Raw genomic sequence first — 22,927 nt, forward strand, 5'->3', positions numbered from 1 at the left:
CGGCACAGAACGTGTACACGAGGAGAACATCAATGCTCAGTGGGTATAAGCACTCAGTTTCACAGCGCAGACGCAGGGTCGCGCTCCCCATTCTCATCACCGCCACATCACTCATGCTTGTGGCGTGTTCGCCATCGTCTGCGCCGAGCTCACCGGAGTCATCGGACCTGGGCATCTCAGACGATGACTATTCACTCGATGCGCTCATTGCGGCAGCGAAGGAAGAAGGCCCGATCACTGTTTACGACGTCACGGGAAAGATCGTCGACACAGCCAAGAATTTCACGAAGAAATACGGCATTAAAGCAACCGGCGTCAAAGCCAAAGCGAACGAGCAGCAAGAAATTCTCATTCGTGAGGCACAAGGCGGAAATGTCCAAAGCGACGTATTCTTCATGACCGACGCACCCACCGTGAGTGCGCAGATACTGCCCGAAGGAATGGCCACGAGCTGGTTCCCGCCCGACCTCGTTGACGACGTTCCTGAGGAATTCCAGAATCCAGTCTCGGTCTCAACGGAAGTCGACGCCTGGACATACAACACGGAGGCCTACGGTGACACCTGTCCGATAGACAACGTCTGGGCGCTGACGACGGATGACTGGCAAGGCAAAGTCGCGCTCTCCGATCCTCTCCTTCGATCTGACTTCCTTTACTGGATCAATCAGATGCAGACCCACGCGGATGAGCAGTTGGCATCCGCGTACGAAGAATTCTTCGGTGAGGCACTGGACACGTCGGACGAGAGCGCTGCCGAGCAATGGCTGAAGGGTCTCGCCGCAAACAAGCCGATCGTCAAGAAGTCGGGCGGCGACGTTGCAGAAACGATAGGCGCATCGGGTCAGAGCGAGCCTCCCATGGGAATGGTCAGCACCGCTGAGTACCGGACAAACGAGGATTCCGGGTTCAACTTGGGCCTCTGCGAGGGGATCTCGCCCTGGCTGGGACGCTCGTATACGAAGGTTGCGGTCATCGCGAATGGGACAGCGAGCCCGAACGCGGCCAAACTGTTCGTCCATTACCTGCTGACTCAGGAGGGCATTGAACCGCAGCTCGTCGACGGAAAGTTTTCAACGAACTCGACAGTAGCTCCGTCACCGGACGAACCATCGGGAATCGAAGAATTCCAAGACGCCGTATTCGATCCGGATCCCTCGACAGCAGCGGACGACTTCGATTCGCTTCCTGAGTGGCAGGATCTGTGGACACTTAGTTCACACTGACACCTTCAGATCCTTCATTTCAGGCCTGGCCCCCGTCCCGACGGGGGCCAGGCTTTTCTCGTGCGGCCACTTGTCGGCGACCCGCAGTTCCGTGATGACCTCAACCGGAGCGAGAGGGCCGGGGATTCGCGCGCAACACCTTTCGCAGACGAAAAGCTTGAGAGTCCCTCTTTCCGTCGTAAACGATGCGCGACCAGCTCAGAGGTCATCTCCCGGAGACCCGTGGCGACGGGACGTCAGGCCTCGTCACGCGGACGCTCCTCCCCTGTGCGGCAACACGCCGAGTCTCGCTCACGGAGGCCACCGGTAGCGAGAGTTCCGAGTTCAGCTCAGGCAGGGCTTTCAACAGACGAATTCACAGCAAAAATCCCCGGGAGACACAATGTCTCCCGGGGATTTTCTTGATGTTGTTAGCCGCGAGCGGCGATATCCCGTGCGATCGCCATCAGCTTCGGATACGTAGCGTGTCCCGCCGTGGCGACATATCCCTTATGGAGATAGCGAGCGTCGAGCTTCTCACTCTGCCCGACGGGCAGAGGAACATAGGTTCCTCCAGCCTGTCGAACAATAAGGTCGGCGGCACAGATATCCCACGGGTTCACATTGAACCCTGCGGCAGCATCCGCCCAGCCTGCCGCGACGTGCGAGAGCGTGAGTGCAGCACTTCCCGGCCGTCGAAGAGCTCTGAAGGTGAGCACGAGCTGCGCGAAGTCGCCCAGTGCCGGCGCTCCCTGCGCTTCGAGCTGTCGGGCATTAGGGTAACCGGTGATGAGTGTGGCCTCAGCCTCTGTCGGTGCGCCGACAGAACGCAAGGTTTCACCGTTCAGCCACGCGCCGTCAAGGTCAGCCGAGAAGAGATCGTCCGCCATCGGGTCGAGGATCGCGCCCGCGACGACCTCACCATCGATCGCTGCCGCAACAGAGATGCACCAGAATGCGATGCCGTCAACGAAGTTGCTCGTGCCATCGATCGGATCGACGAACCACGACACTCGGCCCTCTCCCACCGAACCCCCTTCTTCTCCGAGGAGACGGGAGTCGGGGACATGCTCGAAGATATAGGCAGAGATCGTTGCTTCCGCGCGCTTGTCGTGCTCGGTCACGACGTCGCGAGCGTCCCGCTTGTGCCCGATCGACATCGACGTGCGAAAAGCCGCTTTCAGCTGCTCTTGGACCGCACGCGTTGCCCCTTCGGCGACGCCCCGGAGCCGTTGCGCTTCGCCTCGCTGCTCGGGCGTCGGGAGCGTCGTGGGTGCCTGCGCAGCCTTGGCGTTCATGCGACCTCCCGGCTCGTGGCCTTTTCGAGGAGGTCAAGTAACCCCCATGGGTCAGCCACGATTGCATCGGCGGTCACCGGGAGATCGTAGGGAAGATCATAGGTGCTGCGTGCCTCCATCAGAATGTTGCCTCCGACGTGAGCACGAGCTCCACACAGAACGTCACGGTCGAAGTTGTCCCCGACATACCAGCACTGCTCCGCCGTCTTGCCGACGGCCTGAGCACCGAGATGAATCATCTCGGGGTTGGGCTTGCGGACTCGGACCTCATCGCTGTAAATCTGCTCGGCGAACCGTTCCGTCAGACCCACGCGGTCAAGATAGTCACGGTGCACGACGCCCATGAGCGTATTGCTCACGATCACGACCGGGACGCCGGAGGCCTCCGCAGCGTCGAGCACCTCGATGAATCCTTCACGGGTCTTTCGCTCTTGCTTGACCTCGCCCATCACTCGGCACAGTTCACGCGCGTTGCTTTCGACGAAGTCACGTGCCGGGGCCGGCCAGTCGCCGCCTACGAAGTCCACCCAGAACTGCTCGTATCGCAGCTCGACCGGTGCGAATGGCCGAGACATGGCGTCTTTCCACTTCGAATCGGCCTTTCCGCCCGCTCGAATGTCACGCTCAACATCGTCGACCGTGAGACCGTCCGGATTGACGGCGGCAGCAGTGAACTCTTCGAAAACGTGTTCCGCCATTCGCCGTTGCCAATTGGGTCGATTACGGGTTTCCACAATGACACCGCCGAAATCAACCAGAAGTGCCTGTGGCCTGATCAGCCCGCTCATGTCTTTCTCCTTGTTAGTCATTCTTCCGTTCTCTGTCCGAAACAACGGCTTTCTCGAATCCCCGCACAACGCAGGCTGCGCCGTGCCGCGGGAGGATCATGCTTGCGCCTTCATCTCGGCGGGGACATATCGCGCCGACCACTCCTGCATCATGGTGCTCAGAGTCTCGTAGGCCATGCCGCCCCCGATGGCGTAATAGTCTGGGGCGCTGAAGTATGGCTCGACGGGCAGCCCTCTCTCAAGCGCGTAGAATCGTCCGCCTGCTTGCTGCAGGATGAACCCTCCGGCCGCGATGTCCCAGGAGTTCGTGTAGAAGCCCATCGTGGCATCGGCCCAGCCCGCCGCGACGTGGGCGAGGTTCAACGCCCCGCTGCCGAGGTTCCGCACGGCCTGGAATGCCTCGATCAAACGCGCCTGCGCGTCGAATGCCGACGGGCCGAACAGCCACGTGTCCTTTGCATTGGGAAAGCTCGAGACGATCGTCGCTCGCATCTCATCGTCGGCGGCTTGCACGTGAATCGGGTCGTCACCGAGCCATGCACCCGTGAGATCCGCCCGGAAAAGGTTGTCGGCAACCGGGTCAAAGACAACGCCCGCGACTGTCTCGTTGTCAACGACGGCAGCGATCGAGACACACCACAGCGCGATGCCTCGCGCGAAATTGGACGTCCCATCAATCGGGTCGATGTGCCATTCCACGCGGCCGGCACCTCGAGTACCGCCCTCTTCGCCGACGATCACGGAGTCAGGACATTCGGCGAGAAGAAGCTTGACAATTTTTTCCTCTGCCGCTTTATCGTGAAGCGTCACAATATCGTGTGCGTCGCGTTTGAAGTCCTTGTCCATAGGGCTTCGGAAGGCGGCGCGCAGTTGGTCGCCGACGCTGCGCGCCGCCCGTTCCGCCAAAGACCCCAAGTGGCGCGACTCGTCAATCTTGCCATTCATCGTTATTTTCATTTCCTTTCAATTCACGCCGACGTGTCGGGGTCTGAGGCGGATGGTTCTGCTATTTGTGACTGTTGATTGTCCAGAAGTCGATCCAGTCGGGCAGAGCGCTGAAATCGCTATCCAAAGTTGACCGGTCAGGTACGTGGACCTCGTCCCAAATGTCTGCGATGCCAGACGGTTCGGTGGGATCCAGCGGAACGTCTGGGTTAGACGAAAATTTTCCATCCGCCACCTGAGGCGCGATGCCGTCTTCAGTCAACATGTAGTGAAGAAACAATTTTGCCGCGTTCGGGCTTTCGGTACCGTTGGCGATCAAACCAACTTTTGTGTAGCCAATCGCAGAGATCGGCGCAATGTGCTTGCAAAGTCCAAGCTTGTAACCGCTGTCCTCATTCTCGCGGAACTTGGCCGTGCTCATCAGCCCCATAAATGGCTCGGTTTGCCCCGGGGCCCCCACAGCATCGGCTGCGTCACCGTCGCTCTTGACGAGCAACGGGTTATTTCCGGCGATTCTCTTCAGCCACTCCGCGACAGCAGAATCTTCCTCACTTGCGAAGTCTTCACCGAAGAAGTCCTCGTATGCGGTAACCATTTCATCATCATCATGATCGGCCACTTGGTTAGCCCAGTAGAGAATTGCTGTCTTCAGCGTCGGGTCTTCAAGGACGATCTGGCCATTCCACTTGTCTGTCGTTAGAGCCCACAAGTTGGTAATAGGACACTCTTCACCGTATTTCTCCGTGTTATACGCCCATGCAAGGACACTAGTAGTGATGACCTGAGGGTCCTGAGAGTCGGCTGGGATGGTGTCTGCCAGGTCTGGGGGTGTCCAGGTCGAGGTAATTCCTCGTTTGATCAACACGCTCTGTGCTGCTGGAGCGTCGCCCAGTATGAAGACATCCGTTTTGATATTGCCGGCCTCAGACTCACGGATGGCGACCTCTTGAGCGTCGCCAGCTTTCATCTTGACGCCGGTCGTCTCGATCCCATACTCACTCGTAAAGTTCTTCGCGATGTCCTTGATCTTCCCTGTGCTGTCAGAGACGGTCAGCGGACCCTCCTTCTTCGCCGCTTCGATCAACTTATCCAGCGAGTAATCATCGTCCGAGATGCCGAGCTGCACAGATTCTGCTGCGTCATCCTTGCCCTCAGATTGCGCCGATGAGGGCGTACACGCGCTAACGCCCAAAGCGAGGGATGCTGTCATGGCGATCAGGCACACAGATTGCGCCCGGAACGCCTTTTTATTGGAGAACTTCATTGTTCCTTCCTCCGGTTGTGTTGGTGCATGGGGTTTGCGCACATGTGCGCTCTAATCTCTGACGTGGATACGCCAGAAGTCTTGCCAGTCCTGCAGAGCATTGAAATCCTCCTCCGCAGTCTCAGAATCGAATGCAAGAATCTGATCCCACACAAATTTCGGGGCTTCAGACAGATGAAATGAACTACTTGTGGTTGTTGATTGTCCAGAAGTCGATCCACTCGGGAAGAGTGTTGAAGTCATTGTCCAGAGTGGCCCGATCGGGGAGATAGACCTCGTCCCAAATGTCCGCAATTCCAGACGGCTCTGACGGGTCGATCGGAACGTCCGGGTTGGACGAGAACTTTCCGTCTTCGACCTGCGGCATGATTCCGTCTTCCGTCAGCATGTAGTGCAGGAAGAGCTTGGCAGCGTTTGGGCTCTTCGTGCCGTTAGCGATCAGCCCAACCTTTGTATACCCGATTGCAGAGAAGGGAGCGATGTGCTTGCAGAGGCCCAGCTTGTACCCGCTGTCCTCATTCTCGCGGAACTTAGCCGTGCTCATCATGCCCATAAACGCCTCGGTTTGCCCGGGAGCACCAGCCGACTCGGCCGCGTCGCTCCCGCTCTTGACGAGGAGCGGTTTGTTGAGCGCAAGCCGCTTCAGCCATTCTGCTGACGCCGAGTCCTCATCGGTCGAGAGGTCCTCACCGAAATAGTCTTCGTAGGCTTCAGCCATGGCGTCATCATCGTGCTCTGCCATCTGGTTGACCCAGTAAAGGATGGCGGCCTTGATGGTCGGGTCTTCCATCACGACGTGGCTCTTCCACTCGTCGTCTGTCAGGGCCCACAGGTTGTCAACGGGGCATTCATCACCATAAATATCCGTGTTGTATCCCCAGGCGAGGACATCGGTCGTGATGACCTGAGGATTCTGATATTCATCGGGAATCGTGTCTGCGAGATCTGGGGGTGTCCAGGTCGACGTGATCCCACGCTCGATCAAGGCACTTTGTGCTGCTGGAGCGTCGCTCAGTATGAAGACATCCGTTTTGATATTGCCTGCCTCAGACTCACGGATGGCGACCTCTTGAGCGTCGCCAGCTTTCATCTTGACGCCGGTCGTCTCGATCCCATACTCACTCGTAAAGTTCTTCGCGATGTCCTTGATCTTCCCTGTGCTGTCAGAGACGGTCAGCGGACCCTCCTTCTTCGCCGCTTCGATCAACTTATCCAGCGAGTAATCATCGTCCGAGATGCCGAGCTGCACAGATTCTGCTGCGTCATCCTTGCCCTCAGATTGCGCCGATGAGGGCGTACACGCGCTAACGCCCAAAGCGAGGGATGCTGTCATGGCGATCAGGCACACAGATTGCGCCCGGAACGCCTTTTTATTGGAGAACTTCATTGTTCCTTCCTACGGTTGTGTTGGTGCATGGGGTTTGCGCACATGTGCGCTCTAATCTCTGACGTGGATACGCCAGAAGTCTTGCCAGTCCTGCAGAGCATTGAAATCCTCCTCCGCAGTCTCAGAATCGAATACAAGAATCTGATCCCACACGGACTCGAGGCCACTCGGCTCATCGGCGGGGAAGCTGATCGTGGAGTTGGTGGATTTCTTCCCATCGGCGACCTGAGGCCCGACGCCCTCTTCGGTAAACATGAAATGCACGAAAAGTTTCGCCGCGTTGGGACTTGCTGTGCCGGCCGCGATGAGCGCTGTCTTCGTGTACGCACGCCCAGCCCACGGCTCAAGATCTGCGCAGATGCCCAGCTTGTATCCGCTTGCCTCATTGTCGCGGAACTTGGCCGTGCTGATGAACCCCATAAAGGGCTCGTCCTGTCCCGGGGCACCCACCGCCTGAGCAGCGTCGTCGTCCGAGTTCGTCAAGACGACGTCATTTGAGGCAAGTCGTTTGACCCATTCAGCAGTGGCGCTGTCCTCATCGGTCGTCAGCGGCTCGCCGAACTCGTCCTCGTATGCATCGGCGACGAGATCGTCACCTTGACTCTGCATCTGATTGAACCAGTAGGGGTAGTCAGCCTTCAGCAGTGGGTCCTGGAAGCTGATACGTCCTTGCCACTCGTCCTCAGTGAGCTGCCAGATGTTGTCGACGGGGCAGGTGTCGCCGTAGACCTCGGTGTTGTATGCCCATACGTTCGTCTCCTGCGTCACAATCGCTGGGTCCTGAAACTTTTCCGGGACATCTGACGCCATATCCGGCGGGAACCAGGACGTGACGTATCCACGAGGCATGAGATCAGCAACGGCTGTCTGTGTGTCCGGCATGAGGATAACGTCGTTCTTGACGTTCCCCGCCTCGCCTTCTCGAATAATGACCTCGGCCTGCTCACCGGCCTTCATCTTGACGCCTGTGGCCTCAATACCGTATTTCTCGGTGAAGGTCTTGGCGATATCCACGATCTTGCCCGTCGTGTCAAGAACAACGATCGGGCCTTCGTCTTTCGCCGCTTCCACAAGCTTGTCGAGGCTGTAGTCGGCATCGGATATACCAAGGTCATCGGCGTCGACGGTTTCCGGCGGTGCCGAAGATGGTGAGCACGCGACAAGAGTGAGAAGCGAAGCCGCGGCAAGCGCAATTCCCGCGACGCCCTTGTGGAGCCTCGCTCGTGAAGAGAATTTGCTATTCGTCATTTGACGAGCCCCACTTCGGTGAGAACCAGGTCAGCTTGAGGTGCACGGTTTCCATCGATGTCGAACAGATGCAGGTCCCCTGGGCGCACCCAGAAATAGACCTCGTCTCCCGCGTGAACGCTCGGCAGCTCACTCGTGACCGAGAAGATCTTGCGCCCCGCGACTTCGAGCTCGATGATCCAGCTGCCGCCTGTAGGAAGGACACCTGTCACCCGCGAACGTGCCTTGAAGGAGTCGTCGGGTACATCGATTTCATGCGCGGCAACGTGAACGGTTTCCGGGCGAATTCCGAGCGAACCGAGCGAATCGATCTTCGCGTATCGCCGTGTCAGGAACTGCATCGCCCACAGGGACAGTCCGCCGGCCTCATCGTCAGCCAGCTGGATGATGTTAATGGGAGGACTGCCCACGAATTCTGCGACAAACCGGTTGGCAGGAGCACCGTAGATCTCGTCTGGCGTCCCGAGCTGCTGCAACTCGCCGTCGCTCATGACGCCAATCTTGGTGGCCAACGTCATGGCTTCCCACTGGTCGTGGGTCACGAAGACGATCGTGGTGTTGAACTCTTCGTGGATGCGCTTCAGCTCAGCACGCATTTCCAGACGGAGGCGCGCATCGAGGTTTGACAGCGGTTCATCGAGAAGCAGAACGCCCGGGTTCACAGCGAGCATGCGCGCCAGCGCAACCCGCTGCTGCTGACCACCCGAAAGCTCGGAGGGGTACCGCTTACGGTACTTCTCGATGCCCATCTTCTCCATGACTTCTGTGGTCCGCGATTCGCGCTCCGCGCGCGGAATCTTTCTCAGGCGGAGGCCGAAATCGACATTGTTCTCAATCGAGAGATGTGGCCACAGAGCGTAGCTTTGAAAAACGAGCCCGAGTTCACGCTTCTCCGGCGGGACGAAAATCCCGTCCGAAACAGAGTCGACAACGCGATCTCCGATCGTGATCTTCCCGCCCGTGGGATGCTCGAGCCCGCTGATCATGCGGAGAGTTGTCGTCTTGCCACACCCCGACGGACCGAGGAGGCACATGAACTCTCCGTCGCCGATCTCCAGATTAAGATTCTCGACGGCATTCGGGGAACCCCCACCGTAGTTCTTCTGGATGTTGCTCAAATTAATGTTCGGCATTTCTAGCCACCTAGTCCTTCTGCCAAGTTGCTCTTTGTCAGTTTCTGCCCGAGGAGCGTTCCGAAGAACGCAATCGCTGCGACCATGAGTACAGCGGCATTTGCAGCCTGGTCGTATCCGTAGTCCACCAATTGAAGCGAATACGTGGTCAGAACGTTTGTTCCGGGAACCGCAAGGATCACGACGAGACTCAGTCCCTTGACACCCGAGATGAACGGGAGCAGAACCCCTGTGGTCAACGAGCCCTTCTGAATGGGTATGACGACTCTGGTCATACGCTTCCACCAGCCAGCACCCGCAACCTGCGCCGCCTCTTCTGGATCTTTGCCGAGCTGCATCATCGCCGAAATTCCAGCGCGAGAAGCGTAGGGCATCTGCTCAGCGATGAATGCGAGCACCAGGATCGCAGCCGTCCCATACAGTGCAGGAACCGGGCCCCGTTGCACGGCGAACAGTGAAAGATACGCCACGGCGAAGGCGATGCCCGGAACCAGGTAGGGGAAGAACGTGACTTGCCTCAAGAAAGAGCCGACGAATTTCACCGGAGTACGAACGACGACGTAGCCAACCAGAAGTCCCAAGATTCCCGATGTAACGGCGGCGAGTCCGACGATCCATAACGTGTTCCATGCCGCTGCCCAGAATTCCGGCGTAAAGAGGATTCCCTGTCGGAGTGCAACAGTGTCCAGGTTCTGGCCGATCCAGAAGTCCAGCGTGAAGTTACTGGCTTCGAATACCCCGGGGAACCGCATGATCGTCGAGAGGAACAAGGTGCCCAGCGGAAGCACGACGCTCACGAAGAACACCAAGCCAGCCCCGATCGTTGCTGGCAGACGCCATTTGCCCAACTGCGACAGGCGGTTCATCGAGCCCTTCGAGCCCACGGTGACGAACTTTTTACCTTCTTTCACGAGTCGCGCATCAATGAGGAGAGAAATCACGCCGATCAGGATGATGGCGCCGGCGAGGACGGCGGCGACACCCGTCTGCCGCGATGAGATGTTTCGGTAAAGGGATGTCGCAAGCACCTCGTACTGCACGGGCATACCCAGGACGTAGGCGACACCGAACTCGCCAAGACACTTGGCGAACACCAGGATGGTCGCTGATACGAGCGAAGGCTTCATCAGGGGAAGAACGACTCGCCATGTGACGAGGAACCTCCGGGCACCGAGCACTCGGGCGGAGTCTTCCAGCTGGGAATCGAATCGCCGCAACGCATTACCGAAGAGAAGAATGACGAACGGTGCGTAGTGCAGGGCAAGAACGATCGTGATGGGGATCTGCCCGTACGAGAGCCAGTCTGGCGGCTCAAACCCCAAAGCCTCAAGCCATCCAGCCTGACCGCCCACCTTCCGGTTCTTGAAGAGGTTCGTCCACGCGAGGGCGAACGTCCATGCCGGCAGCATGTACGGCACGATGAGTGCGGTTGCGAACCACTTGCGGCCCCAGAGGTTTGTACGACTGAGCAGCCACGCCATAGTTCCACCGATGATCAGTGCAAAGAAGATCGCCCCAATCGCGATAGAGAGCGTGTTTCCGAGAGGCCGCCAAAACACATCAACGGACAGCGGCGACGCGAACACCCGATGGAGATAGTAGAGCGTGAGCTCACCGAAATTCTGGTCCGCTCTGCGCTCGTCACCATATTGGACCATCATCGCGTCGCTCAGCATCGTGATGATCGGAACGATGATCAGATAGGTGAACAGAATGGCTGCGAGGATGCCAACGATCGTCGTTGGCTCTCGTAGCGCAATCTTCAGCTTGTAGGCGAATCGCTTGCCGGCACCGACCTGAGGCTCTATGCCCTTCGGCTCGGGGCGAGGCTCGCTCTTCTCCCGTTCAAGGAGCCCGTTGCTCATCGAGTTTCTCCTCTGCAAATTCGCGACGTCATCGTCTTCCAAACTCTTGTCGGGTTGGGGTCGGCGACGCGGTGCCGCCGACCTTGTATTCAGATCACTGATGTTCTGCGTCTGATGGTTTTTATGGTGGTTGAATGAGGTTCATATCGTCGTGCGTTTCACCCGCGAAGTGGTGCCAGGCAGCTCTCTAGTTCGTCTGCTTCGTAGAAATAGCTGCCGTCTTCAATCGGCGTGCAATCGAACCCGAAAGCGGTCTCAGCTTCGTTGTAGAGCATCCGGATAATGACATTCCCGTCTGAATTCTCGAACGCGTCCCACTGAATATTGGCCGCCATGGGCGCTACCTGTGCTCCGCGCCACGGGTTGTTGTCGTATGTATACGGGTCGTCTTTGGCCGCTGGCTTCGTACTGCCGGGGAGCTGGAGCAGGGTCGCGAAAGGAATCACTTCTTCTGCGTGTGCGAATCGGAAGTCTGCCGCTTGAGTGGTCTCGCCGGTAGAGATACCCGCGATGGCGTCCAGGAACGCATCGAGAAGCACGGTCGACATCCGGTAGGTGACGTCACGGCCTTCGAATCCCGGGCCTTTCTCGTAGAAGTCATTAGCATCGGATATATACGCGAGCACTTCGGCGTCTTCTTCCGAGATGTAGGCATCGAAGTCAACATCGGCCTCTTCCGACATCAGCGGTGCAATCACGTAGAGCTCGTAAAGATAGCTCGCTGTGTCTACAACGCTCTTCAGATGCTTCTTGCCCTTTCCGTTATCGACGAGGTCGAACTCACCATCGTCAATACGCGTGACAAAATCTTCGGTGAACAGCTGTGACACGATGTCTTGTGCCACTTCCTCGACCTCCGGACCACTCTCAATCTCGTCGAGGACGTCACTGAGGTCTTCGTCGTTCTCCTTGTACTCAAGGTATTCGGGGTCAGACTTGTGGAAGTACAGTAGATCGGGATCATCGACTCGCGGTGCAACGACCTGCTCGATTGAGCCGTTCTCGGATTCAAAACCGATGAAGAAGTTGTCACCACTCGCTGTCGCGCGATCCTGCCCGGAACTGGTGAATGTGATCGAGCCCTGATTCTCGGCAGCATTATCGAAGAGCGCTTGCATTCGCTCGTACGCGCGCTGCCCGATGTTCTGCTCTTCCGTCGCACCCAGACCGCTCAGCGTGCCGTATCCGACCTCGTCGTGCACCGCGATGATCGTTTCGAGGTCCTCGCCGAGCTGCTCACCCAGTTCCGTCAGGCCATCAGACTCATCCGCGATCTGCCAGAGCTGGTAGAGAAGGTCATCATATTTCTTGCTTGAGAGAAGTCGTGATCCGTGACGGCCGAGATGCTCCACAAGCACGGGCTCGTACCCGTCAGGCACAGGAGCGTAATCGTCCATGTCTTCAAAGGGCGCGTAGGGCGCCTTTGTTCCGTATTGATTACCCGTGGTCCTGACGTCTGTTGCCGCCTCGTCAGCGGCTGCTTCTGCGCTGTCAACCTCAGGTGACGAGCAGCCCGCTAGCATGATTGTGAGGGTTGTTGCCGCGCCGAGCGCGGTGAGCCACGGGCGTGATGATCGCCTCGTTGCTGTGATTGTCATCGTGCGTCCTTCTGCTTCATTGCCCGGAACGCGACTTCACGGGTCGTGAACTGCGCACCGAAGGAATCGGAATGTAATGACAATAACACAACCGGTGCAATTTGACGAGAGTCCAACGGCGGATTGTGCTCAGCTCGGGGATGACGTGAATTGCGAGCGCGGTTGTGCGCCCGTCGACTCTGCGGTCATGTCGCTTCGATCATGAAAGATGGATCTGAGCTCACCGTCGAGGACCGTGGACGGCGCGATCTGCGCCCGGTGTACGTCATCACTTAGACTCCGTCCCGCCCCACCGAGGAGTGCGTAACGCTCACTCGCGCCTTCAGCTGGGCGGAGCGCTCCACAGCATCCACAACGCGCGCTGCCGCGAGCCCGTGCTGTGTCGAGGGACCACACTGTTCGCCAGTGAGAACGGATGTGAGGAACTTCGCCGCTTCAATTGTCTTCAGATCGTCAAAGCCCATGGCGGTGCCGGCCCCGGGTTGAAAGCGCGCATACTCCCCCATCCCGGGTTCCATATAGAGAGTCAAGTATCCGTGATGGGCCTCGCGACGGAGGCTCACCTGGAGTTCATTCATCCGTTGGAAGTCCCACCTGAGGGAGCCTTCGGTGCCGTACACCTCGATGACATACTCGGCACGCGGGCCGACCGCGATGCGACTCGCCTCGAACGCCCCGATCGCGCCCGACGCAAACGTGGCGATGACCAGGGCGACATCCTCGTTCTCGACGGGCTTCTTCTCGCCTCCGGCAGATGTGCTGAAGTGGCTGGCGTTTGCCGAGGCCGGCTTCGCTCGCTCGGTGATATAGGTACCCGTGGTCGCCGACACCGCATCGATATCGCCCACCAGGTGAGTCGCGAGGTCGAAGCCGTGTGAGAGCAAGTCGCCAAGCACTCCCGACCCCGCGCGATCGCGCTCAAATCGCCAGGTCAGTGCGCCCTCGGGATCTGACGCGTAATCGGCAAGGAACGAAACGCGTACGTTCGTGATCGTGCCGAGCTCACCACGCGCAATGAGATCACGCGAATACGCAATCGCTGGCGCATTGCGATAGTTGAAGCCCACCGAGGTGACGAGACCGACATCGGATGCTGCCCGTGCAATCTCGGCACTTTCGGCAAGGTTTCGCCCCATGGGCTTTTCAATCCAGAACGGCTTTCCCGCGGCGGCGGCGGCAAGCGCAAGCTCCTTGTGCAGAACGTTTGGGGCACAGATCGACACGACATCGACCTCTGGGTCAGCGAGAACCTCTCGATAGTCGGTCGTGGCTCTCTCGTAGCCCAGATGATCGACAGCCTGCTGTGCAACATCGGCGACAGCATCCGCTGCGATCACCAGTCGCGGCTCAACGCCGAGCTCAGGAAACCGCTCGGGAATCGCCTTGTACGAGCGCGTATGGAGTCGCCCCATCCAGCCCACGCTGATGAGGCCGACGCCGAGACGGAGCTTCGATGTCGCCATAGGACACGCTCAGGCGTAGAACGCCGGGCGCTCCTCGTGCGGGATCTCCACAATGCCGCCCTCGTTCAGCGCCGTCACGCCGGCCTCGCACGCCAGCGCCACCTTGTAGCCGTCCCATGCGCTCGGGCCGTCGACGTTCGTGCCGTTCTGTACGGCACGCACCCACCGCTGCACCTCGATGTCATAGGCATCGGCGAAACGCGTCGTGTAGTCGGCGTGCTCGCCGCGGAACACACGGCCCTCCTGCCACCGCTCGATGCCCGTGGGCTGGCCGATGCGGGCCGTGCCCTTCTCGAACACCGCCTCGGTGGCCACCTGGTAGCCGAACTGAATGCTCACGTTCATCTCGACGTCGACGAGCACCCCGTTCGTCAGCTCGATGATCACGAGGATCGGCTCTTTCAGACGCTCCGGCGCAAGCGAGTTGCGACGCGGATGCTTCACCTCGACGCTCTTGACGTCGCTGCCCGCAAGCCACGGTGCCACGTCGAACTCGTGAACCACCGAATCGGTGATGAGCATGTTCTGGTGATACGCCTCCGGCACGCTCGGGTTGCGGTGCACGCAGCGCAGCATCACGAGCTCACCCGCGTCATGCGAGGTCACGAGCTCGCGGAGCTGCTCGTACTCTCTGTCGAATCTCCGCATGAAACCCACCTGAATAAGCGGCGCGTCCAGCTTCTGCTCCGCCTCGAGCACGCGCCTCGACGACTCCGGCTCCTGCGTGAGCGGCTTCTCGCAGAGAATCGGCAGCCGAGCGTCGAGCGCCGGCATGATCACCGTTTCGTGGAACTGCCCCGGCGTCGCGATGAGCACGGCGTCAAGCGCGTCGGCGGCGATCGCATCCTCAAGACGCGCGAACGTGCGGGCACCGGGCGCGTTCGCTGCCGCGGCTTCAGCGCGACCAGCATCCGGTTCCACAATGGCGGACACGTGCGCGCCGGCGACTCTGTTGGTCAGGCGGTTGATGTGGTCGGCGCCCATCATTCCGGCGCCGACGACGGCGACGCGAATATCGTTGGTGGTCATGAGATTTCCTTCGCTTGTCGGTGTGTGAGGGTGCGCGCCCGTTCGTGAGGGGCATCTGCCGTGTCGCGCGTGGAACGCCAGCCGGACGGCACGCCCACGATGCTCATCGGGGCAGCTCAGTCGATACGCGCTGCCGGTGTTGACCCCAGCAGGTGCTCGCGCGTGCGCTGGGCGATCGGGAACGGACGATCGGCAGCGCAGCCGTACATGTCCTGCTCCACGATGCCGAAGATATTCGGGTCAAGGGCGGCGACCTTCTCGATGATCGGCGCGAGCGGGGGCACGCCATTCGGGGGTTCGATCATGATGCCGTCTGCGACAGCATCCTTGAACGAGACATCGTTCTTCAGCACGTCGAACAGCTGCGTCTGGTCGACCTGCTTGAGGTGCAGGTACCCGATGCGCGACGGATAGGCGTCGATGAGCTTCAGGTTGTCTCCGCCGTAGTACGCGAAGTGGCCGGTGTCGAGGCACAGGTTGGTGTAGCGCTCGTCGGTCTCGGTGAGAAAGCGCTCGACCTCGCGGTAGGTGCCGATGTGACTGTCGGCGTGCGAGTGGAATTGCTGGGCCATGCCGAACTCATCGAGAAGCGCCTTGCCGAGCCGGTCGTGCGCCGCGGCAAGTTTCGCCCACTGGTCGGCGTCGAGCGTGCGCGGTTCGAGTGCCTCACCCGTCGCATCGCTGCGCCACAGATCGGGGATCACAACCAGGTGCTCAGCCCCCAGCTTCGAGGCGAGTCCCGCGACGGCGAGCGCTTGATCCCACGCGCGCTTCCACTGGTCATCCCCCTTGTGAAAACCGGTGAATACTGTGCCAGCCGAGAGCTTCAGCCCGCGCTTACCGAGCTCGTCCTCCAGCTGGTGCGGGTCGGTGGGCAGGTATCCGTACGGGCCCAGTTCGATCCACGTGTATCCGGCCTCGACGACCTCGTCCAAGAACCGCTCCCACGGAACCTGGCCCGGGTCATCCGGAAACCACACACCCCACGAATCGGGGGCGGTGCCGATGCGAATTCCGTTCGACATGTGACGTGTCCTCTCTGACGTTCTGGCGTGTGCGCCTGTTCGTGTTGTGCGTGTGTGCGATTCCGGATGCTGTCAGCCGAGCAGCCGCTCAACCCTGCATTGGTCGGCCAGCATTGCTCAGCCCAGCAGAGGTTTCTGCCGCGCCTTCTGCGTCTGGTACTCGGTGTAGGCGCTGCGTGTGGACTCGAGCTCGGCGACCGGGGCAACGGGAACGTCCCACCAGCCCTCGCCGTCGGGCGCGTAGTCGAGCGGATCCGAGTTGATGTGGATCACCGTCGAGGCATCCGAGGCCTTGGCCGTGGCGATCGCCCTCTTCAGGTCATCGATCGCGGATGCTGCGGGTGCCACCTCGATCACATCGACACCGTAGCTGCGCGCGTTCGCCGCCAGGTCGACAGGCAGCACATCGCCGCTTTGGAAGTTGCGCGCCTGCTCGTCGAGCGTGCGGTATTGGGTGCCGAAGCGCTGCGATCCGGTCGTCTCCGACAGGTGGCCGATTGATGCGTAGCCGTGGTTCTGCACGATGATCACGATGATCTTGAGCCCTTCGGCAACAGCGGTGACGAGTTCGGTGTGCAGCATGAGATACGACCCGTCGCCGACCATGACGATGACGTCGCGGTCGCTTTCGCCGGCAGCATCCGCGCCCCGTCGCACGCCCAGCCCGCCCGCGATCTCGTAGCCCATGCACGAGAACGCGTACTCGACGTGGTAACCGAGTGCGTCGCGCACGCGCCACAGCTTGTGCAGGTCACCCGGAAGCGAGCCTGCCGCCTGAACGATCACGTCACGCGGGTCGCTTGCGCCCTGCACGGCCCCGATGATCTCGGACTGCCCGGGAAGCGCGCGCCCGGTTGGCTCGAATGCGGCGTCAACGGCGGCATCCCAGGTCTGCTTTTCGGATGCTGTGCGCGCGGCGACTCCGGCGGGCACCGTATACCCGGCGAGCAGATCGCTCAGGCTGCGCAGCGCCTCACCCGCGTCGGCGATCACGGGCAGCTGACTGCCGTGCTTGTACGCATCGAATGAGGCGACGTTGATGTTCACGAACGTCACATCGGGGTTCTGGAACGCCGTGCGGCTCGCCGTCGTGAAGTCGCTGTAGCGCGTGCCGATGCCGATCACCACATCGGCGTCTGCCGCGAGGCGGTTCGCCGCCGTGGTGCCCGTCGACCCGATTCCGCCGAGGTACTGCGGGTGATCCCACGGCAGCACTCCCCCGCCGGCCTGTGACGTGCCGACCGGGATTCCCGTCTGCTCGACAAACTCTCGCAGGTCGTTCTCGGCATCGGCGTACAGCACGCCTCCCCCGGCGACGATGATGGGCGCCGCCGCGGAGCGGATCGCCTCGGCCGCGCGCTCGAGAGGGCCGCGCTCGGCCGGTGGGCGCCGAATGTGCCATTCGCGGTCGGCGAGGAACTCGTCGGGAACCTCGAGCACCTCGGCCTGAACGTCTTCGGGCAGCGCGATCGTCACGGCACCGGTCTCGGCCGGGTCGGTCAGCACACGCATGGCGGCGAGCGCGATCGAGAAGAGCTGCTCGGGCCGGTCAACGCGATCGAAGAACTTCGACAGCGGTTTGAAGGCGTCGGTCACCTGCACCGACGTGTCGTGCGGCATCTCCAGCTGCTGCAGCACGGGGTCTGCGACCCGCGTCGCGAACGTGTCGCTCGGCAGCAGCAGAGCGGGCAGCCGGTTCGATGTGGCGAGGGCGGCGCCGGTGAGCATGTTTGCCGCGCCGGGCCCCACGGATGCTGCGCACGCGAACGTGCCGCGACGCCGGTGCATGCGCGCATAGCCGACGGCCTGGTGCACCATCGCCTGCTCATTGCGCGCCTGATGGTAGGGAAGCAGGTCGGGGTCGAGGGCGTTCGCCTGGGCGATCGCCTGCCCGATCCCCGCCACGTTTCCGTGCCCGAAGATGCCGAAGATTCCCGGGATCGTGCGCTCGCGCACGTCACCGTCAACGGTCCACTGGTGCCCAAGAAATTCCACGAGTGCCTGGCCCACCGTCATTCTGCGTGACACGGTCACTGCCCTTCGTCGTCGCGGTACGGGAGGCGCGCGTCAAACTCTTGGCCCTCCCAGCTGGCGCGCACCCATCCGTGCGCGGGGTCATCTGTGATGTTCCAGACCCGCTCAGAGTCGGGCCCGGCCATCACATTCAGGTAGTACATGTCGTACCCGGGTGCCGCGGCAGCTGGGCCGTGGTAGCCGTAGGGAACGAGCGCGATGTCGCCGGTGCGTACGATCGCGTTGATGTCGATGTCGCCCGCGTTCGACGAGTACGTGGCGAACAGCCCGAAAGGGTCGGCCTCGGGCGGTGCGGCGAGGCCGCGAGAGACGGCGGTCTCGAAGTAGTAGATCTCCTCGAGGCGCGACTCCGTGCCCGGCACGGCGGTGTCGTGCTTGTGCGCGGGGAACGACGACCAGTTCTCGGCCGGTGTGATCACCTCGCACACGATGAACTTCGAGGCAGCAAGCGCGGCGGGTGTGCCGTAATTGTGCACCTGCCGGCTCGAGCGCCCGGCGCCGCGCAGCTCGACGGGCACCTCGGCCTTCGGGATGTACGTGACCGGATGCTTCTCGGCAGCCTGCTCGGCGGGAACCGGAGCCTCCGCGACAGCCACACGGCCCTCCCCCGTGATCGTCGCCGACGTGCCCACCGGCAGGTAGAGCACGTCGGGTGGCCCATCGAACACCGAACGGCGACCTTCAAGGTCGACGGCGTCTGTGGTGAGTGTGCCTGCTTCATCAGCATCCGATTCGCGCCTCGCTGTGTATTCGACGCGGAACGAACCGGCGAGCGGGATCACGAGTCGTTCGACGTTGCTTTCCTCGAGGGCCGCGCTCTGGCCGGCGGTGATCTGCGCAATGCGCAGGCCCGTGTGCTGCCACCCGTCGAGGCTGGCGTCAACGACGCTCTGCCAGCTGTCGCGGGCAAGTTCGCCATTGCGAAAGAACCACTGCGTCATGTGTCTGCTCCTTTGCGCGATTCGGGATGCTGCGAGGCGACCGACCCGGCGATGCCGCCGCTCTGTGGCTCGGCGTGGCTGAGCCGCCTGCCGGTCGCCCCGCGTGCTTAGTCGTTTTCGGGGAAGCCGAGGTTGATGCCGCCGTGTGTGGCGGGATCGAGCCAGCGGGACGTGATCGCCTTCTCCTGGGTGAAGAAGTCGAACCCGTGAACACCGTAGGCCTTCGCGCTGCCGAACAGCGACTGCTTCCACCCGCCGAACGAGTGATACGCCACCGGCACCGGGATCGGCACGTTGATACCAATCATGCCCACCTCAACCTCGTTCTGGAACCGGCGGGCCGCTCCCCCGTCATTGGTGAAGATCGCCGTGCCATTGCCGAACTGACCCGAGTTGATCAGATCCATGCCCTCCTGGAACGACTCCACCCGCACGATCGAGAGCACCGGCCCGAAGATCTCTTCCGCGTAGGCACGCGAGGTCAACGGAATATTATCGATCAGCGTCGGGCCCAACCAGAACCCCTCCTCGGCCCCATCGACGGTGAACCCGCGACCATCGACGAGGATGTCCGCACCATCCTGCTCAGCAACATCGATATAACCGGCCACCCTGTCACGGTGCGCCGCCGTGACCAACGGACCCATATCCGGGTTCTCCCGCCCGTCACCGACTTTCAGGTTCACCATCCGCTCACGGATCTTCTCGATCAACAGGTCAGCGACCGGCTCCACAGCAATCACCACCGACTGCGCCATGCACCGCTCCCCCGCGGACCCGAACCCGGAATTGATCGCGTTATCCGCCACCAAATCCAGGTCAGCATCCGGCAACACCATCATGTGGTTATTCGCCCCACCCAACGCCTGCACCCGCTTACCGTGCTTAGCCGCGGTCTCGTAAATGTACTGCGCGATCGGCGTCGACCCCACAAACGAAATCGACCGCACCTCGGCAGCCTCAAGCAGCCCGTCCACCGCCTGCTTATCGCCCTGCAACACGTTGAACACACCATCAGGCAACCCCGCCTCTTTCCACAGGCGCGCCATCCACACAGCAGCAGACGGATCCTTCTCACTCGGCTTCAACACCACCGTGTTCCCCGCCGCAATCGCTACGGGGAAAAACCACAACGGCACCATCGCCGGGAAGTTGAACGGGCTAATGATCCCCACAACACCCAGCGGCTGCTTGATCGAATACACATCAACACCGGTCGACACGTTTTCCGAGAACCCACCCTTGATCAGGTGCGGAAAACCACACGCGAGATCAACAACCTCAAGACCACGCTGCACCTCCCCCGCAGCATCCGACACCACCTTCCCATGCTCACTCGTGATGATCTCCGCCAACTCGAACTTGCGCGCATTCAACAACTCACGAAACCGGAAGATAATGCCCTGACGCTTCGCCATCGACAAATCACGCCACCCCGGAAACGCCTCAGACGCCGACGCGACAGCCGCATCAATCTCACCAGCATCCGCCAACACCAAATCCTTCGTCCGCGCACCCGTCGCCGGATTGAACACCGGCGCCCGACGCCCCCCAGACGACGACACCTCCGCACCACCAATCCAATGCGAAACAACAGGCAGCTCAGTGTTCTCAGTCATGTTCTCTCCTTTGACAAGTCTGTGTGTAACAGCCCGGTGTTCGCCCGGGTCAGTGCGTGCTGGGGTGGACGAGCGCGGCCGCGGTATCGACGGCCCCGGCCACGTCGCCATCCGGCGGGTAGACAAGAGTGCGCCCGACGACGAGCCCGCGCACTCCGGGGAGTGCGAGGGCGTCGGCCCAGCGCGCATACGTTGCGTCTGGGCTTCCCGACGGGTCGCCGCCAAGCAGCAGTGTCGGCAGCGTCGTTGACGCCATCACCCGCTCCATACCGTCGACGACGGGAAGCTTCAGCCAGGTGTAGGCGGAGCTCGTGCCGAGTCCCTGGGCAATCGAGACGGAGGTGATGACCGCCTCTGTCGAGAGGTCGTTCACGACAGAGCCGCCCGTCCAGTCGCTCATGAACGGTTCGAGCATGATGGGCACGGATGCTGTGGCGGCATCCGATACCGCCTTGGCGTTCGCCTCGAGGGTCCGCGCCGATCCGGCATCGTCGAGGTTCACGCGCAGAAGCGTCTTGGCGAAGTCGAGTCTGTCGCGCACGATCGCGTCGATGTCGTAGGCGGTCACGCGGTCGTCCATCTCAAACGAGGCGCCCTTGAGCCCGCCGCGGTTCATCGAGCCGACGACGACCTTGTCATCGAGGACGCCAAGCAGCGCGAGGTCGTCGATGATGTCAGGGGTGCCCAGGACACCGTCCACGCCGGGGCGGCTCACGGCGAGCGCCAAGCGGTTCAGCAGGTCGTAGCGGTCGGCCATCGCCATGGGCTCGTCTCGCACGCCGAGCGCTCCGCGTGCGGGGTGATCGGCGGCGACGATGAAGAGGCGTCCATCTGTGAGCAGGGGCCGACGTGTGCGAGCCGCATGCGCCTCTGCCACCTTCTCGGGGTGGAACGCGCGCGTCTCTCGCAGCTGGTCGAACTGTTGCGGCGTGATGATGGGGTCTGCGGTGGCGGTGTCAGTTGCCGTCATAGTCGCTCTCCTTCAGAACCTCATCGATCTCGTGTGTCTCGGGCATCGCGGTCGAGCACTCACGGCGCGCGGCGACGATCGCGCCGGCGACGTTGGCAAAGCGCAGGATGCGGTCGAGCGACCATCCGCTCAGGAGCCCGAAGTTCAGGGCACCGCCGAAGCTGTCTCCGGCGCCGAGTCCGTTGACCACGTCGACGAAGTAGGGCGGGACCTCGACGCTTTCGTCGCGGGTCTTGGCCAGAACGCCCTTGGGACCCTGCTTGACGATTGCGATGTGAACGCCGCGGTCGAGCAGCGCGTCGGCGGCTCGCTGCGGATCGGTCTCGCCGACCGCGACCTCGCACTCCTCTTTGTTGCCGACGGCGACGGTCACGTGCTCGAGTGCCTTCTGCACCTGCTCGCGCGCGGCCGCGGGCGACTCCCAGAACATGGGCCGGTAGTCGAGGTCGAGGATCGTGTGCTCGCGACGTCCGCGTGCTTCCCACGCTGTGAAGTGCGACGAGCGACTGGGTTCCTCTGACAGCCCGGTGACCGTTGACCAGTAGATGCGCGCGTTGCGAATCGCGTCGAGGTCGAGGTGCTCGTCGGTGATGCGCAGATCGGGTGCCTGCGGTTTGCGGTAGAAGTAGAGCGGAAAGTCGTCTGGCGGAAAGATCTCGCAGAACGTCACAGGTGTCGGATTGTCGTCGTCGACGAAGATGTAGCGGTTGTCGACGCCGAGCCTGTCGGCCTCGCGAATGCAGAACCGGCCGAACGGATCGTTCCCCACTCCCGTGATGACGGCCGAGCGGAGTCCGTGGCGTGCGGCAGCGACGGCGACGTTCGTTGCGCTGCCGCCGAGGTACTTGCCGAACGTCGAGACGTCCTCAAGACCTACGCCGTCTTGCAGCGGGTAGATGTCTGTGCCGATCCGACCGATGGTGATGAGGTCGAACGAGTCGTTCTGCGTGGTCATACGTCGATGTATCGCTCTCTCGTGAAGTGCTGAAGCCTGCTTACATCCTATTGTCTTAACAAATGAATCGTCAAGTACCGTCCTGCAACCCTGGGGTGCACCGTGAGGCGGCGGCAAGCAGATTAAGCTGGGACCACCGCTCGCGCACCCCGCTCACCGTCGA

At 61.2% G+C, this 22,927-nt stretch carries 18 protein-coding genes; 1 reads left to right on the forward strand and 17 read right to left on the reverse strand.

The genetic code is table 11. The annotated features are described in order from the left end of the window. The first annotated feature begins 32 nt into the window (after window positions 1–32). A complete protein-coding gene (locus OK352_RS03445; RefSeq protein ID WP_265139993.1) occupies window positions 33–1,223 on the forward strand; it encodes an ABC transporter substrate-binding protein in 1,191 nt (396 codons plus the stop codon). A gap of 410 nt (window positions 1,224–1,633) precedes the next feature. Here OK352_RS03445 and OK352_RS03450 read toward each other — a convergent pair whose 3' ends face one another. From OK352_RS03450 to iolC, 17 genes are all read right to left on the reverse strand, one after another. After that, on the reverse strand, window positions 1,634–2,500 hold the full coding sequence (locus OK352_RS03450; protein ID WP_265139994.1) for an inositol monophosphatase family protein: 867 nt from the start codon (window positions 2,498–2,500) through the stop codon (window positions 1,634–1,636). Then, window positions 2,497–3,288 carry an HAD family hydrolase gene (locus tag OK352_RS03455; RefSeq protein WP_265139995.1) on the reverse strand — a complete coding sequence of 264 codons (792 nt, stop codon included), beginning with the start codon at window positions 3,286–3,288 and terminating at the stop codon, window positions 2,497–2,499. The genes OK352_RS03450 and OK352_RS03455 overlap by 4 nt, the downstream gene beginning before the upstream one ends. Window positions 3,289–3,384: 96 nt before the next feature. Then, window positions 3,385–4,233, reverse strand: coding sequence for an inositol monophosphatase family protein (locus tag OK352_RS03460; protein ID WP_265139996.1), 849 nt, complete (start codon window positions 4,231–4,233; stop codon window positions 3,385–3,387). A 61-nt stretch (window positions 4,234–4,294) separates the two neighbouring features. Continuing rightward, window positions 4,295–5,497, reverse strand: coding sequence for an ABC transporter substrate-binding protein (locus OK352_RS03465; RefSeq protein WP_265139997.1), 1,203 nt, complete (start codon window positions 5,495–5,497; stop codon window positions 4,295–4,297). A gap of 184 nt (window positions 5,498–5,681) precedes the next feature. Further along, window positions 5,682–6,884, reverse strand: a complete 1,203-nt coding sequence (locus OK352_RS03470; protein WP_265139998.1) for an ABC transporter substrate-binding protein — start codon at window positions 6,882–6,884, stop codon at window positions 5,682–5,684. Window positions 6,885–6,935: 51 nt separating this feature from the next. Further along, the gene (locus OK352_RS03475; protein WP_265139999.1) at window positions 6,936–8,132 is read right to left on the reverse strand and encodes an ABC transporter substrate-binding protein; all 1,197 of its coding nucleotides are present in this window, start codon (window positions 8,130–8,132) and stop codon (window positions 6,936–6,938) included. Next, window positions 8,129–9,265 carry an ABC transporter ATP-binding protein gene (locus tag OK352_RS03480; protein ID WP_265140000.1) on the reverse strand — a complete coding sequence of 379 codons (1,137 nt, stop codon included), beginning with the start codon at window positions 9,263–9,265 and terminating at the stop codon, window positions 8,129–8,131. Before OK352_RS03480 ends, OK352_RS03475 begins: the two co-directional genes overlap by 4 nt. A gap of 2 nt (window positions 9,266–9,267) precedes the next feature. Beyond that, window positions 9,268–11,130, reverse strand: a complete 1,863-nt coding sequence (locus OK352_RS03485; protein ID WP_265140001.1) for an ABC transporter permease — start codon at window positions 11,128–11,130, stop codon at window positions 9,268–9,270. A gap of 158 nt (window positions 11,131–11,288) precedes the next feature. Next, window positions 11,289–12,728 carry a histidine-type phosphatase gene (locus tag OK352_RS03490; RefSeq protein ID WP_265140002.1) on the reverse strand — a complete coding sequence of 480 codons (1,440 nt, stop codon included), beginning with the start codon at window positions 12,726–12,728 and terminating at the stop codon, window positions 11,289–11,291. Between the two features lie 272 nt (window positions 12,729–13,000). Beyond that, complete coding sequence (locus tag OK352_RS03495) at window positions 13,001–14,191, reverse strand: Gfo/Idh/MocA family protein (protein ID WP_265140003.1); 1,191 nt, start codon at window positions 14,189–14,191, stop codon at window positions 13,001–13,003. A 9-nt stretch (window positions 14,192–14,200) separates the two neighbouring features. Further along, on the reverse strand, window positions 14,201–15,220 hold the full coding sequence (locus OK352_RS03500) for a Gfo/Idh/MocA family protein (RefSeq protein ID WP_265140004.1): 1,020 nt from the start codon (window positions 15,218–15,220) through the stop codon (window positions 14,201–14,203). 116 nt (window positions 15,221–15,336) lie between these two features. Continuing rightward, window positions 15,337–16,245, reverse strand: coding sequence for a sugar phosphate isomerase/epimerase family protein (locus tag OK352_RS03505; protein WP_265140005.1), 909 nt, complete (start codon window positions 16,243–16,245; stop codon window positions 15,337–15,339). Window positions 16,246–16,362: 117 nt separating this feature from the next. Continuing rightward, on the reverse strand, window positions 16,363–18,261 hold the full coding sequence (gene iolD / locus OK352_RS03510; protein ID WP_265140277.1) for a 3D-(3,5/4)-trihydroxycyclohexane-1,2-dione acylhydrolase (decyclizing): 1,899 nt from the start codon (window positions 18,259–18,261) through the stop codon (window positions 16,363–16,365). Window positions 18,262–18,275: 14 nt separating this feature from the next. Continuing rightward, a complete protein-coding gene (gene iolB, locus OK352_RS03515; protein WP_265140006.1) occupies window positions 18,276–19,220 on the reverse strand; it encodes a 5-deoxy-glucuronate isomerase in 945 nt (314 codons plus the stop codon). Between the two features lie 107 nt (window positions 19,221–19,327). Continuing rightward, the gene (locus OK352_RS03520) at window positions 19,328–20,839 is read right to left on the reverse strand and encodes a CoA-acylating methylmalonate-semialdehyde dehydrogenase (protein WP_265140007.1); all 1,512 of its coding nucleotides are present in this window, start codon (window positions 20,837–20,839) and stop codon (window positions 19,328–19,330) included. 49 nt (window positions 20,840–20,888) lie between these two features. Next, window positions 20,889–21,809 (reverse strand): class I fructose-bisphosphate aldolase, encoded by a 921-nt coding sequence (locus tag OK352_RS03525; protein ID WP_265140008.1) that lies wholly within the window; start codon window positions 21,807–21,809, stop codon window positions 20,889–20,891. Continuing rightward, window positions 21,796–22,764 carry a 5-dehydro-2-deoxygluconokinase gene (iolC, locus tag OK352_RS03530; protein ID WP_265140009.1) on the reverse strand — a complete coding sequence of 323 codons (969 nt, stop codon included), beginning with the start codon at window positions 22,762–22,764 and terminating at the stop codon, window positions 21,796–21,798. Before iolC ends, OK352_RS03525 begins: the two co-directional genes overlap by 14 nt. Window positions 22,765–22,927: the final 163 nt, after the last annotated feature.

This window comes from Microbacterium sp. MPKO10 (genome assembly GCF_026107415.2).
Taxonomy (GTDB): Bacteria; Actinomycetota; Actinomycetes; order Actinomycetales; family Microbacteriaceae; genus Paramicrobacterium.

Excerpts from the sequence above, each read along its gene's own strand:
- OK352_RS03490 (WP_265140002.1), bottom strand. The coding sequence starts at position 12,728 with ATGACAATCACAGCAACGAGGCGATCATCACGCCCGTGGCTCACCGCG.
- OK352_RS03495 (WP_265140003.1), bottom strand. The coding sequence starts at position 14,191 with ATGGCGACATCGAAGCTCCGTCTCGGCGTCGGCCTCATCAGCGTGGGC.
- OK352_RS03460 (WP_265139996.1), bottom strand. The coding sequence starts at position 4,233 with ATGAATGGCAAGATTGACGAGTCGCGCCACTTGGGGTCTTTGGCGGAA.
- iolB (WP_265140006.1), bottom strand. The coding sequence starts at position 19,220 with ATGACGCAGTGGTTCTTTCGCAATGGCGAACTTGCCCGCGACAGCTGG.
- OK352_RS03470 (WP_265139998.1), bottom strand. The coding sequence starts at position 6,884 with ATGAAGTTCTCCAATAAAAAGGCGTTCCGGGCGCAATCTGTGTGCCTG.
- OK352_RS03475 (WP_265139999.1), bottom strand. The coding sequence starts at position 8,132 with ATGACGAATAGCAAATTCTCTTCACGAGCGAGGCTCCACAAGGGCGTC.
- OK352_RS03450 (WP_265139994.1), bottom strand. The coding sequence starts at position 2,500 with ATGAACGCCAAGGCTGCGCAGGCACCCACGACGCTCCCGACGCCCGAG.
- OK352_RS03455 (WP_265139995.1), bottom strand. The coding sequence starts at position 3,288 with ATGAGCGGGCTGATCAGGCCACAGGCACTTCTGGTTGATTTCGGCGGT.
- iolC (WP_265140009.1), bottom strand. The coding sequence starts at position 22,764 with ATGACCACGCAGAACGACTCGTTCGACCTCATCACCATCGGTCGGATC.
- OK352_RS03500 (WP_265140004.1), bottom strand. The coding sequence starts at position 15,220 with ATGACCACCAACGATATTCGCGTCGCCGTCGTCGGCGCCGGAATGATG.
- OK352_RS03520 (WP_265140007.1), bottom strand. The coding sequence starts at position 20,839 with ATGACTGAGAACACTGAGCTGCCTGTTGTTTCGCATTGGATTGGTGGT.
- OK352_RS03485 (WP_265140001.1), bottom strand. The coding sequence starts at position 11,130 with ATGAGCAACGGGCTCCTTGAACGGGAGAAGAGCGAGCCTCGCCCCGAG.
- OK352_RS03445 (WP_265139993.1), top strand. The coding sequence starts at position 33 with ATGCTCAGTGGGTATAAGCACTCAGTTTCACAGCGCAGACGCAGGGTC.
- OK352_RS03505 (WP_265140005.1), bottom strand. The coding sequence starts at position 16,245 with ATGTCGAACGGAATTCGCATCGGCACCGCCCCCGATTCGTGGGGTGTG.
- OK352_RS03525 (WP_265140008.1), bottom strand. The coding sequence starts at position 21,809 with ATGACGGCAACTGACACCGCCACCGCAGACCCCATCATCACGCCGCAA.
- OK352_RS03480 (WP_265140000.1), bottom strand. The coding sequence starts at position 9,265 with ATGCCGAACATTAATTTGAGCAACATCCAGAAGAACTACGGTGGGGGT.
- OK352_RS03465 (WP_265139997.1), bottom strand. The coding sequence starts at position 5,497 with ATGAAGTTCTCCAATAAAAAGGCGTTCCGGGCGCAATCTGTGTGCCTG.
- iolD (WP_265140277.1), bottom strand. The coding sequence starts at position 18,261 with ATGACGGTGGGCCAGGCACTCGTGGAATTTCTTGGGCACCAGTGGACC.